The organism is Vibrio sp. V23_P3S9T160 (assembly GCF_963886625.1).
In the GTDB taxonomy this organism is placed as follows: domain Bacteria; phylum Pseudomonadota; class Gammaproteobacteria; order Enterobacterales; family Vibrionaceae; genus Vibrio; species Vibrio anguillarum.
Window position 1 is genome coordinate 1 of the sequence record NZ_CAWPDB010000010.1, and the last position, 11,701, is coordinate 11,701.

Consider the following 11,701-nt stretch of genomic DNA (forward strand, 5'->3'; position numbering starts at 1 on the left):
GTTTTGATAACCATGTGACCTCAGACGAGGAAGCTATGCTAAAAGCAAATAAATTGACCGTCGAAGAACAGAATAGCACACTCAAACTTAGAAGATCTCATTTTGATAAAAGATTTAATGAATATTGTCACACTAGAACAGATCGTTCAGAGAGCAAAGCTTCTACAATTGATTTTACAAGCGTAGTTAAGAAGGTAAATCGAGTTCCTGGGCTTTATGGTTGTAATCGTTGGAAATCGAAAGAAATCGCACATGTGAAAGAAACTGAATCTTTTTGCTTCTTTTAAAAAAGGGGGGAAACATAATGACAAAGCAACATTACTGTGAAAATCTTCCGTCAGATGTTCAAGTGTACTATACAGAACACTACACGACGAATAAGCAATGGTTTTTGTTTATTTCTGAATCTGCATCAGAAATGGATTTAGAATTGAGTCACGAACTGAATGAAGTCGGTGAGCTTCTCTGGCAAACTGCTTTTAACATCATTCATTGCCCGTATTGTGGTATGAAATTAGAAAACGTAGATAATGGCACCTCTCACTTTCATAAAGCCATTAACTATAAACTTATCTAGAAGCGTTACATTTGTATTTGTCATGCTGCAAGGCATGACTTTAACCACCTAAGTCAAACCATTTCAAAGGTTTACGAAGTGATTTTCTGGGATGGTTATAACTGTGGCGAAAAGCATAAAATGAATATAACTAACTTAGGGCAGTCAGTTTGATAAGGAAATGTGGCCAGCCGCCTGTAAGCTGGTCTCATGATTGCGGAACTATAAGTCATCCGCAAATTCATAGTGCTCTATTGATCTTAATTTACCTTGAATTACAACATCAACCAGATCTGAATGGAGTTTTTTGCCCTAAACCTACTTAAAACAGTGACCCTTGATAAATAAACCTCTCTCGATTTACCACGCTCTGTCCTAACTATATTGAATCAGTCGATTCTTGCTAATCACTAAAGTGAGCGGTCGAGTTCTAAATGGAGAACTGTTTCAAACAGCAGAGGCAAATTGGGGGGCGCGTTTTACTAAATGTCTCTGGATTCCTTCGAGTGCTTCTAAGGCACTTACTGGCAGAGACACTCCATTTTCGACATAAGCATCTTCGTTGGCAGTGTTGATACGTATGATCGGCGCACCAAGCTTTTCTGATTGTATTCGAACGGTGGGTATAGCTTGCCCAGCGCCAATTTCTACAACGATTAAATGCTTCGTTTCGATTGAATATTGCCAGTCATCAAATCTGTCCCATTGAAGGCTTGTTCGCACGCCATTCCATTGAGCATCATTGAACATATGAATAGCAGGTCGTGCATAATTACCGCAGTTTGGGCATTCGGGAAGGGGGCCTGTAACGTCGCAGCTATGTTTATTGAGGGAAAAAGGCAGCTCTTCAATCCGCCATAGCGAAGAGCAACAATTAATGGAACACTGCAAAAAATGGATGGAACCATGGCATTCGACGATTTTATTCCTCGCGATGCCGATTTTCTCAAAATGCCCATCAACATTTGACGTAAATACGAAACCGTCTTTGCGGTAGAGCCAAGATTTGATTATTTGGTATCCCCAATGAGGCATTGATTGGTTGTATAGCTCAAATCGTTGCCCGTAAAACCACCAGAATGCTTCTGGGGATTGCAATAGAAAGTGAGGATTTGCGACATTAGCAAAGTTGAGAGAGGCTTTTTCAAATCCAGCATATGAGTCATAAAAACCATCGTTTCCTCTAAAAACAGGCAGGCCAGAGTCCCCCCCCATTCCTGCTCCCGCTGTAATCAAAAGGTGCTTTGCACCAAGAATCAGTTTAGCCGCTTTCCCATAGGAATATTCTAAGTCTAGTTGTTCATGCATTGACTTGTATCTCCACTAATACTTAACAATTCGCTGTGTTAATGACCATCACAAAAGTCTTCTCAAGCTCGGCAATCGCCAGATGAGCGGCATTAGGCCTTTGGCAATGCGGTCGTTATAAAAAGCTAAAACCAGTTCTGGGTGTTTGCTTGGTTGCCAGGCTCTCTACTGGCAGTTGGTTCCAAAGCCCGTCACTATCTCGGTAGGTTGCTAAGCCACTTTCCGCACTGACGCCAAGGCCAGTAAACACAATAATTTTCTCTTTATTTGATTTCATATTTCTCTACCATCAAATAGTTGAAGGTGTGCTTCCAAAAAAGCATCAGTTTGACCGTTACTGATGTACTTCCTCATTTTTTCAATAGACTGCGCCTTCTCGCGCCGACATATACGGTCATAGGAGAATTTGTAAAGGCAATCATGTACAGGGCTTTTCTTCATTCTACGCCACACTTTTCTTAATGCGCCTCTTTCCTTATTGTTTGTCGGGATCAGATAATCGGGCGACATTGCTCCTGCCCAAATCACATTACGATTAAATTTTCTCTTGTCCTCGATAGAACCATAACGAGCGCAGCAACGGTAAAGACTATATCCATTCGGCCGTGTCAAAATATGAGATTCACAGTGATATCCACCTGACATTTCATAAAAGTCAAAAATACAGTTGAATCCATAGCGTTCATAACAGCCTTCTTCAGCATCATACTCATTCCCTAGCAGTGTCCTTAGCAGCGTGATGACTTCGTCTTTTGTAAATGGTCCTTCTGAGAAATCCTCTACCATTTTGCTTCCTATTTTTACGTGTTTTTTAATGATGGACTCAATATGCACTAACGTAACGACAACTTCTGTCGTTAATAAGTGAATAATCGGATATATTCGCTATACCACTAGAATCAATACATTAAACCTTGATGGAAAGTTTCGAAAACAAACGTGCCGTGCTTGCAAAAGTGCCGACGAAAGGCAAGACCACCGCGCAGAAAATTCGGGAAAAACTGGAAGCCGAAGGCAAGAGATTGTCATTAAGAAGTGTGCAACGCATTCTTAAAAGCCTAGCTAAATACGGCGTTGTGCCAGATACAGGTAAACCGATTGGATGGTCACGAGAACAAGGACTTGATTTTGGTTTAACGAAGATGGACTTGAGTACCGCTATCACCCTGAATCTTGCTGAAAAATACCTTGAGCAGGCTTTTCCTCCATCCTTGCTCAGAAATTTGGAATCCCACTTCAATGGTGCAAGGTACTACCTTCGATATGAAAATAAAACGCCGCAAGGGCTTTGGCCTCGAAAAGTGTATATTCACCCCAAAGGGATGCCTTTGCTTCCTGCAAAGCTCGATGCTGAAACGATAAACGTCATTTACAAAGCGGTGCTGGAAGAAAAATGCATCAGGTTGGTATATCGCTCAATGTCCTCTGAAAAAGAACAACGACTACTGTTTCACCCTTGTGGCATTGTCGTGCGCGGTGAGCGCAATTATCTGGTTGGGAAATTTGATGGCTACAGCGATGTTCGCCAGTTGTCGTTTAACCGTGTGATAAGCGCAGAATATTCATACTTCCCTGCGATTATTGACGAAGCTTTCTCGCTGGAGAAATACGTCCAGCATGGGGAAATGGGGGTTACCCGAAGTTTAGATAACCTGCTGATTACACTATGGGTTACGCCAGTATTTGCAAGAATCCTTGATGAAACACCTCTGAGTGAAGACCAATTAATAGAACCCAAAGATGACGATTTTGTCGTTCACGCAAACGTGGATGACACCGATGAATTGCGCCATTGGCTGCTATCTGTGTGTAACCACGCGACAGTGTTAGAGCCGTTGGCATTACGTGAAGAAATAAAAGAAACCCTTAGAGATAGTCTATCGTGGTATGAGGATTAGAGATGAACGAAAAACAAGTTTTTGAGTGTATTCATGGCTTTTTCCAGGAAAAGCATGTTCAAAAGGCGATTTCTACCATCGGAAAGTGCAAGATTTCAGGATGGGAAGGTTGGTTGCAAGTTGAGTTTGCTAATTACCTTGAAACTAAAGTATATGGTGAGGAAAAGAAAAATTTTGACTGGTATCGCGAGTATAAAATTATTACTAAGTCGCCTAATTACGATGTGAATGATGAACAGAATAAATACATCATCCCCGATTTTTGGATTTCATCTGACCAAGCTTCAAACGCCTACTACTTAATTGAATTTAAGCGAAGCAACACTGGCGCTATTGTAAGTGAGATGAAGGTCGATATTGAAAAATGGCTAACCCATATGGACAGTTATAAAGATGCGTTAGAGTGTGCATCTGAGTCAGGACAAAAATATAAAAATCTAGGGGTTTTCTTTGTTGGTGTTGATACAAAACCAACTGATGAAGTCGCTACAATTGAGGGTGTTTCGTTAAATCTTTATGGGGCATCCCTCAAATATAGAATTGGATTCTTGCCTGTAGATACCATGGTTTTCGCCTAAACGACAACTCTTGTCGCATCCTTAATGCATACTCTCTCCAACCACATGGAGAGAGTTTTTATGTCCAACAAAACTTTTCGCTTAGCCGAACACTACACGCACATTCAGTACTTTATCACCGACGATGGTGAAGATATAAACAAGTTGTATGAAAAGCATGGTGAGTGCATCACAGAATGCTTGTTTTTAGCTCATTTGGCTGAGAGTCTTGAATCACAATCTTGCGGCAAGAGTTTGCTGGCGATTGCAAGCAAACTGATTGATTTCGAGTTACCGCAGTACCAGCTACCTGAGTTGATTCCACTGTATGACGGGCCTATATTTTTTAAGGGAGAGATAGTCTATTTCTCGAACGAAGCTTTGGTGTCAAAAATCACATCAAACCAATTTCCGACATGGCTGTTGTTGATAACTGTCGTAGCAAGAAGTGTATTTACGCTTTTTCCTAATGTTCAGTCTCAAACACATTTTGAGTTTTCAGCCGTGAGCCTGTGAGAAATTTATATGTATTCGTAACTGATCGTATAAATTTATCCGTTTCCCTTATTTTACTTTATCCGAAGCTACTACATTAGAGCATAAAAACTAACGAGCTTTTGTCCATCTTCGTTTCAGTCAATGCTGGCTGAAACAGTTTTGTCCATCTTCGAGCTAGCTAGGTGTGCTAGCTCAGGTTTGTCCAAGAATGCGCAAGCATCGTCCAATTGAAACAATTCATATTGGGTTCACTGGGCAATCAGTAGTTCTCTTGATGAAAACAAAAACAGCAATCTTATCTCCGTTGCGCTGTTGCAAAATGTCTAATCTGAAATACAATACACTGTATCCATATACAGTATCTGTTTTGTATGAAAGTCATCCCTATCTTTGCTCATGCAGGTATCACAGGCTTCGAGAGTCCTGCTGAAGAATATACTCAGCTAGCTTTAGATCTAGACCAGCTTCTTATTGAGCATCCTTGTGCCACCTTTCTGGGGTATGCATGTGGAGATTCTATGCAAGATGTGGGTATCTTTGATAAAGATTTACTCATTGTAGATCGCTCATTAGATGTACAAGATCTCGATATCATAGTAGCAAACCTCAATGGGGAATTTATTTGTAAACAAATCGATCTCAATCGTCGTTTACTACTCTCTGCTAATGAGCGATACCAGCCCGTTCCTATCCACGAATTTGATCAATTTTCCCTCGAAGGTATTGTAACTCGCTCAATTCGCTGCCACCGAGTTAGTCCATTGTTGAGAACAAAATAATGTTTGCTTTGGTTGATGCGAACTCTTTCTACTGTAGCGCTGAGCAAGTTTTCCGCCCCGATTGGCGTGGAAAGCCGATGATAGTTTTGTCCAACAACGACGGTTGTATTGTCGCAGCTAATAGACAAGCTAAGGATGCTGGCATAGAGAAATTCAAACCCTACTTTCAAGTTAAGGCACTTTGTGAACAGAAGGATGTGATTGCTCTGTCATCGAACTATGAATTGTACGCGGATTTATCTGCCAAAATGATGCAGGTTATTGGTCGCTTCGCACCTGAGCAACACATATACAGTATCGATGAGTCTTTCCTTTCATTTGAGCATAGTTTCCCAGCCGTTCGTTCTCTCAAAGAGCACGGAATGAAATTACGACGCGCTGTTTGGCGTGAATGTCGATTACCCGTATGTGTAGGGTTTGGGCAAACACTAACCCTCGCGAAAGTGGCCAATCATGCTGCGAAAAAAATCGAAGGATACAATGGGGTATGTGTCTTAGATAGCGAACGAGAGCGTAAGGCGGTTTTAGGGCAACTGCATGTCTCAGAGGTATGGGGTATAGGCAGGAAACTAACTCATCAATTAGAGATGATAGGAATTAATACAGCGCTCAAGCTTGCCAATTACCCTCCTGCACTTATTAGAAAAGAGTTTAACGTAGAAGTGGAGCGTACAGTACGTGAACTCAATGGACAAAAATGTAAGGGCTGGGATACGGCTAGAGCGGATAAAAAACAAATATTTTCTACCCGCAGTGCAGGACAGAGAATTACTGACCTTGAGTCGTTGCAACAAGCGTTGTGCAAGCATGCAAATATTGCTTCCTTTAAGGCTCGAAAACAAAAGTCACTGTGTCGAGTGATGCTTTGTTTCGCTAACAGTTCACCATTTGACTCTCTTCCTGTGGCACGCCGAGCGGTTTATCGTTTTGCGTATCCTACTGCTGATGTAACCCAGATAACTCAAGCCGCCTCTCGGCTGGCTGAGCAGTTATTCCAAGAGGATGTGAGGTTTTATAAAATTGGTGTTGGGCTGATTGACTTAGTTGACGGGCAGCATGAGCAGCCCGATCTATTCAACCTGACCCAAAATAATCCTAAGCTTATGAATGTGTATGACACGTTAAACAATCGATTTGGGAGTGATGCTATCTTCCTTGCTGCTCAAGGCATAACTCAAAAATGGGAAATGCGGCGTGAAATGTTGTCGCCTCAATACACCACCCGTTGGCAAGATTTACCAAAAATCAAATGCTGATAGTGTGAATTATATTCTACCTAATACAGAGCTAGCTTGGTTTTGCCCCATTCCTTCTTTACGACAAAGAGCACTACTGTCAACTGTACTATGCGTAGCCCTAATAAAACTTATCTCTGATGAACGGTGGAACCGTGTCAGGGCGAAATGTTGCCTTTAAGAAATTTATCAGTTGTTCTTTGTTGTGTCTGGGTTCATAAATTGAAGCAATAACCAAAAGACTGCATCATTGAGAGCTGATCGTGCGTATTTCGGTGATTGCGATCGCTCGTTTCCGCTGTTTTTCAAGCAAGTTGTCGTCTTTTTTACAATTTAGTAACGTGAATGATTACGCTGCACACTTTTCAGGGTTCAAGTACACCTCATCGATATAACTCCAGTCTCTCGTTTGCCGACTCCATCTGCCTGGATGAGTCAATTGAGCACGTCGGTAGATTTGCATACGCTGTCGGAGAATTTCATTATCCTCCCCGCAATGCCTCTGGTGAGGTGTTACATACTTTATGCCACTGTGTTTATGCTCATTGTTATACCAATCAACAAAATTACCAACCCAACACCGAGCGTCTTCAATGGAAGAAAACCCATCCATTGGCCATGAAGGACAATACTTTATTGTTTTGAACAACGACTCAGAGTATGGGTTGTCATTGCTTACTCTTGGCCTAGAGTAAGAGCTTGCAATCCCAAGGTCATACATCTTTGCAAGCATGGTGTAACTTCTCATAGGAGCACCGTTGTCAGAGTGCAAAGTAATGTTGCCTTGCATACACTTTTCCCGCCATGTTGTTCTTTGGAGTAACTCCGCTGCATATTCGCCTAGCTCCTGATCATACACTTCTGCACCGACTACTTTTCTACTGAAGATATCCATTATCAAATAGAGGTAATAGTGCTTCCCTCGTATTTTTGATGGCAGATAACTGATATCCCAGCTCCATACCTGATTTGGTTTGCAGGCTTTTTGAACCTTTGGTCGAGAAGGACTTGTGGCAGCTTTGTTACGAGTTCGCTTACCTAGCTGGTTGTTTGCTTTTAATACACGATAAAATGTGGACTCTGAGGCAATGTAAATGCCTTCATCAGCTAACATTGGAACGATGATATTCGGAGGTAAATCGCTATACTTTGGTGTATTGCAGATATCTAATATCTGCTGCCTTTCGGCTTCTGATAGCTTATTATGAGGCTCGTACTGCCGAGGATGCTGACGCATATCACTTGTGATTTCGGCAGAGTTCCGTGTCCAACGCTGGAACGTTCGTATTGATAACCCAACGGTGGAACAAGCCTTTGTCTTTGTTGCCCCTTTACGTACAGCTTCATCAACAAGTGTGACTATTTTAAGCCGCTCTGAGATAGGAATCAGTCTTCCTCGTTGATTTCCCAGAGGGCATTGAACTTTTCCCGCAAAACCAGTAGCGCAGCGGTTTCAGCAAGTGCTTTCTCTTTACGTGCCAACTCCTTCTCCAACGCTTTTACCTTTCTGCGTTCATCACGTAGTAGCTTATTTTCTTTGTGTGACATTGAAGCCGATGTTGTACTCTGCGCCTTGATAGACAGTGCTCGCCAGGTTTTAACGTCATCGACAAATAACCCTTTAGACCTACAGTATTCAGCTAACTCGCGTTCAGACATTGTTGCAGTTTCAATCACTATGAAAAATCTCTGCTCCGCTGAATAATCAGTAGTAGTATTTTCTAACGGCGGCTCTGTAGACAATAGGCCACTTTCAACAAGTTCATTTCTCCACTTAGATACCACGGAAGGACTCACATCTAATTCTTTAGCAATTCTTCGATGGGACCAATTATATGGTGGTAACAGCCAAGTTTGACCTTTCGTTTTCACATCAATTGGAACTGAATTGGCGGGCATAGTTATCTCCTTAAAAATCTAGGCGACAACTATGCTGACATAGGGGGGAAATGACTGATCGGAATGCTCCGAAATATGCAGATCGTTACAATTGTCATATTCAGTGCTAAATCGGTCATAAATAATATGAGGAAATTGAGTTGGTAGAAGCAAAAACTATCGGATTGTTTTTTATTACAGCAGTAGCAGAGATATTGGGGTGTTATCTACCTTATCTCTGGTTGAAAGACGGAAAATCTGTCTGGCTTTTATTACCAGCAGCTCTATCCCTAGCACTATTTGCTTGGTTACTTTCTCTTCACCCAACAGCGGCTGGTAGGGTTTATGCAGCTTATGGTGGGGTTTATATTTTTGTAGCAATACTATGGCTGTGGATAGTTGATGGTATTCGACCAACTTTATGGGACATAGTCGGTGTAACGGTAGCGTTGATCGGCATGGGTATCATCATGTTCGCACCACGGCACGTATAACAACGTTGATTTCTTCAACCATTGAAACTCTTCAACGTCGGGGGATGAGCAAGCGCTGCCTCAGTTTTGCCCCAAAACTGTTTAGCTCAGGATTCCTGACCACTTTCACATGTCAGTTCTTGACCTACATATACTAATAACAGATTATGGGCCTAATTGAGCAGTTGTGATTATACAGACATGTTCTGCAATCTATGAATGGAAGACTCATAGAACAGTATGTTGCTGCTATGGCGTATGTATTTTCTGAAAATCTTGTAAAGACAATGTCTGCTGAGAAGATACTGTTATGCAATAAAATAGGCTAATCACCTATAAAAGTATAAAGGATATAAATGTTAAATTTAAAATCTGAGGCTATAAAAACTTGTGTTTCAGGCTTAGCTGATAATGTCAGAGCTGAAAACATTGAGTACGAAAGCTATATTAAACTTTATTCAGGAACGGAAAACATCCTTAACATAAATAATAGAAATAATACTATTATTTATGGACGACGTGGTTCAGGAAAAACGCATTTACTTAAAGCTCTACAAGAAAAGATTGCTATCGATCTTTATTCGAATAAAAATTTTCCGATTTATATTGATATACGACGTATAGTTCCTTTGTTGTCATCAGAGCAAGGTTCACAAGAAATAAATTCCATTTTAATATTTAAATATCTAATGCAAGAGTTGGCCCATACATTGATATTAAACATCAATCATATATGTGGGATAAACGAGTTTGACAGCGTAAATGACCAAGTATTAAAATTAAAAGAACTAGATTTACTTGATAAATTTAAAAGTATATATCTAGAGTTTGATGGTAGGAAATTTGTCAAACCAACATCATTAACAGTCTCTGAGGAGGAAATTAAAAGCTTAGGTGGTTCGGCAAAAATATCTAGAAACCCAGAGTTATCAGCAAAAAAAGATTTGCAAACAAAAGTATCTGGTGACAAAAAAATGAATTCATATATATCTATATTGGATATTACCAATGAAATAGAAAATATATTGGAGTCGTTGTCATTGAGACGTATTACCTTAATTATTGATGAGTGGTCTGAAATTGAAATGAGCACTCAAATATATTTGGCTGAAATACTTAAGAAAAGCTTTTCAGCAATTCCAGTTACTCTAAAAATTGCAGCAATTCCGAATAGAACAAATTTAGGAATTAAGACAGAAGAGAAGTTTTTTGGACTTGAAGATGGCGGAGATATTTTTGGTTATCCACTTGATATGCGCTATGTTTTCGAAGTCAACAAGTCAGAAACTAGAAACTTTTTTAATGATCTCATCTATAAACATCTATACTCGATAGACCCATCATCGATAGACGGTTTGTTAAAGGATAATAAAACGGAAAAAGATAAAATAATTAATTTGTTTTTTGCAAACGTTGCCATGAATGAAATATTAGTTGCCAGTGCAGGAATACCTCGGGATTTTATGAATTTATTTATAGATTCATATGATAAATTTTTGCTATCTTCTGGACCTTCTTCAAAGAGAATTAGTGTGAAAAATTTAAGATCTGCTAATTCTGAATGGTACGAAACTGACAAAAAAGAACAAATAGATAAGCATCCTATAGAAAGACAGTTATTAACTGAAATCGTTAAAGAAGTAATTGAAAACAAAAAATCAATTCACTTTTTAGTTCAGGAAAAACATACAAAGAATAAACATATGCAAAATTTGATTGATTTTAGAGTTATGCATTTAAGGAAAAAAGGATATTCTCATAAAGACCATTCAGGCACTTCATATAATGTGTTTTCAATAGATTATGGTTGTTATAACTCACTCAACATATCAAAAAATAAATTAGATGCTTCCACTCTAGAAAATTTGAATTTAAAAGAACTCAGAGAGATTCGTAGAATTTCTCTCGAGGACAGCTTCTTTCAAAAGTTTCTTATGGAGATTGGTGAGGCTTTCAGTTGCCCGCACTGTAATCGGCCAATTGATACAAACCACTTAGCTTACATAAAACAACGCTTATGTAATAACTGTTACGAAAAAATTCAGGGATAAAATTCGAAACATCATAACAAACGATCAAGGCATCCACATAGTTTTCTTTATCTGATTGAAGTGATTTCAAACTGTTAGCGCAACTCATTACTGTCCAAAGGTGTGCCGACGGGGCATGAAACACGAAAATGCCCCAAAATCGTTTAGTGTGAAAGCTCACTTATACGCTACTAGTGTCAATTAGCCTTACTTTAAGTTATCCGAAGTGACGAGTGCATTGGTTTAGGCTACACATCGCTACCTAAGCTCCAAAAATTAGAACTAACACATTGATTAATAATTGAATTTTATTAGTAACGTCTTCATAATAGAGGCACAAAAGACGGCTTATGTTGTCTAGTTAGCGTTAATAGGAAAATGGATGATCGTTGTAAATTTAAAAGATAAAAATTTATTTGGAAATGACGCTGGAGAAAATGAATTATTAGAAATTCTCAATTCCTATTATATTGATCATGAAGATTTTGA

The 11,701-nt window shown here is 39.7% G+C and carries 13 protein-coding genes; 9 read left to right on the top strand and 4 right to left on the bottom strand.

The features are described from left to right. A partial coding sequence (locus AACU59_RS00450) for a hypothetical protein (RefSeq protein ID WP_161437619.1) occupies window positions 1-287 on the top strand: 287 nt, incomplete at its 5' end. A 17-nt stretch (window positions 288-304) separates the two neighbouring features. Then, on the top strand, window positions 305-577 hold the full coding sequence (locus tag AACU59_RS00455) for a hypothetical protein (protein WP_094145555.1): 273 nt from the start codon (window positions 305-307) through the stop codon (window positions 575-577). A 426-nt stretch (window positions 578-1,003) separates the two neighbouring features. Here the strand turns inward: AACU59_RS00455 and AACU59_RS00460 are convergent, their stop codons facing one another. From AACU59_RS00460 to AACU59_RS00470, 3 genes are all read right to left on the bottom strand, one after another. Continuing rightward, window positions 1,004-1,864: an SIR2 family NAD-dependent protein deacylase gene (locus AACU59_RS00460; RefSeq protein WP_094145556.1), complete on the bottom strand. Its 861-nt coding sequence runs from the start codon at window positions 1,862-1,864 to the stop codon at window positions 1,004-1,006. A 115-nt stretch (window positions 1,865-1,979) separates the two neighbouring features. After that, entirely contained in the window at window positions 1,980-2,141 is a 162-nt protein-coding gene (locus AACU59_RS00465; RefSeq protein ID WP_202598799.1) for a Sir2 family NAD-dependent protein deacetylase, read from the bottom strand. Continuing rightward, window positions 2,138-2,650: a hypothetical protein gene (locus tag AACU59_RS00470; RefSeq protein WP_161437620.1), complete on the bottom strand. Its 513-nt coding sequence runs from the start codon at window positions 2,648-2,650 to the stop codon at window positions 2,138-2,140. The genes AACU59_RS00465 and AACU59_RS00470 overlap by 4 nt, the downstream gene beginning before the upstream one ends. A 131-nt stretch (window positions 2,651-2,781) precedes the next feature. On the opposite strand from AACU59_RS00470, the gene AACU59_RS00475 reads away from it, so the two are divergent. From AACU59_RS00475 to AACU59_RS00495, 5 genes are all read left to right on the top strand, one after another. After that, window positions 2,782-3,762, top strand: a complete 981-nt coding sequence (locus AACU59_RS00475; RefSeq protein ID WP_094145443.1) for a helix-turn-helix transcriptional regulator — start codon at window positions 2,782-2,784, stop codon at window positions 3,760-3,762. Between the two features lie 2 nt (window positions 3,763-3,764). After that, window positions 3,765-4,340 (top strand): hypothetical protein, encoded by a 576-nt coding sequence (locus tag AACU59_RS00480; RefSeq protein ID WP_094145444.1) that lies wholly within the window; start codon window positions 3,765-3,767, stop codon window positions 4,338-4,340. A 60-nt stretch (window positions 4,341-4,400) separates the two neighbouring features. Then, window positions 4,401-4,835 (top strand): hypothetical protein, encoded by a 435-nt coding sequence (locus AACU59_RS00485; RefSeq protein ID WP_094145445.1) that lies wholly within the window; start codon window positions 4,401-4,403, stop codon window positions 4,833-4,835. A gap of 353 nt (window positions 4,836-5,188) precedes the next feature. Then, window positions 5,189-5,596: a LexA family protein gene (locus AACU59_RS00490; RefSeq protein WP_094145446.1), complete on the top strand. Its 408-nt coding sequence runs from the start codon at window positions 5,189-5,191 to the stop codon at window positions 5,594-5,596. Then, window positions 5,596-6,852, top strand: a complete 1,257-nt coding sequence (locus tag AACU59_RS00495) for a Y-family DNA polymerase (RefSeq protein WP_161437621.1) — start codon at window positions 5,596-5,598, stop codon at window positions 6,850-6,852. The genes AACU59_RS00490 and AACU59_RS00495 overlap by 1 nt, the downstream gene beginning before the upstream one ends. A gap of 328 nt (window positions 6,853-7,180) precedes the next feature. On the opposite strand, the gene AACU59_RS00500 is transcribed toward AACU59_RS00495, so the two are convergent. Beyond that, a protein-coding gene (locus AACU59_RS00500; RefSeq protein ID WP_443280891.1) for an IS3 family transposase occupies window positions 7,181-8,679 on the bottom strand; the annotation gives its coding sequence in 2 pieces (ribosomal slippage) (window positions 7,181-8,253 and window positions 8,253-8,679; 1,500 coding nt in all). A 191-nt stretch (window positions 8,680-8,870) separates the two neighbouring features. Here AACU59_RS00500 and AACU59_RS00505 point away from each other — a divergent pair. Together AACU59_RS00505 and AACU59_RS00510 are read left to right on the top strand one after the other, a co-directional pair. Beyond that, on the top strand, window positions 8,871-9,203 hold the full coding sequence (locus AACU59_RS00505) for a YnfA family protein (protein ID WP_040122748.1): 333 nt from the start codon (window positions 8,871-8,873) through the stop codon (window positions 9,201-9,203). A gap of 335 nt (window positions 9,204-9,538) precedes the next feature. After that, window positions 9,539-11,233 carry an ORC-CDC6 family AAA ATPase gene (locus AACU59_RS00510; protein WP_161437622.1) on the top strand — a complete coding sequence of 565 codons (1,695 nt, stop codon included), beginning with the start codon at window positions 9,539-9,541 and terminating at the stop codon, window positions 11,231-11,233. Window positions 11,234-11,701 lie beyond the last annotated feature (468 nt).

Coding starts and splice junctions, on each gene's coding strand:
- AACU59_RS00455 (WP_094145555.1), top strand. CDS start 305: ATGACAAAGCAACATTACTGTGAAAATCTTCCGTCAGATGTTCAAGTG.
- AACU59_RS00460 (WP_094145556.1), bottom strand. CDS start 1,864: ATGCATGAACAACTAGACTTAGAATATTCCTATGGGAAAGCGGCTAAA.
- AACU59_RS00465 (WP_202598799.1), bottom strand. CDS start 2,141: ATGAAATCAAATAAAGAGAAAATTATTGTGTTTACTGGCCTTGGCGTC.
- AACU59_RS00470 (WP_161437620.1), bottom strand. CDS start 2,650: ATGGTAGAGGATTTCTCAGAAGGACCATTTACAAAAGACGAAGTCATC.
- AACU59_RS00475 (WP_094145443.1), top strand. CDS start 2,782: ATGGAAAGTTTCGAAAACAAACGTGCCGTGCTTGCAAAAGTGCCGACG.
- AACU59_RS00480 (WP_094145444.1), top strand. CDS start 3,765: ATGAACGAAAAACAAGTTTTTGAGTGTATTCATGGCTTTTTCCAGGAA.
- AACU59_RS00485 (WP_094145445.1), top strand. CDS start 4,401: ATGTCCAACAAAACTTTTCGCTTAGCCGAACACTACACGCACATTCAG.
- AACU59_RS00490 (WP_094145446.1), top strand. CDS start 5,189: ATGAAAGTCATCCCTATCTTTGCTCATGCAGGTATCACAGGCTTCGAG.
- AACU59_RS00495 (WP_161437621.1), top strand. CDS start 5,596: ATGTTTGCTTTGGTTGATGCGAACTCTTTCTACTGTAGCGCTGAGCAA.
- AACU59_RS00510 (WP_161437622.1), top strand. CDS start 9,539: ATGTTAAATTTAAAATCTGAGGCTATAAAAACTTGTGTTTCAGGCTTA.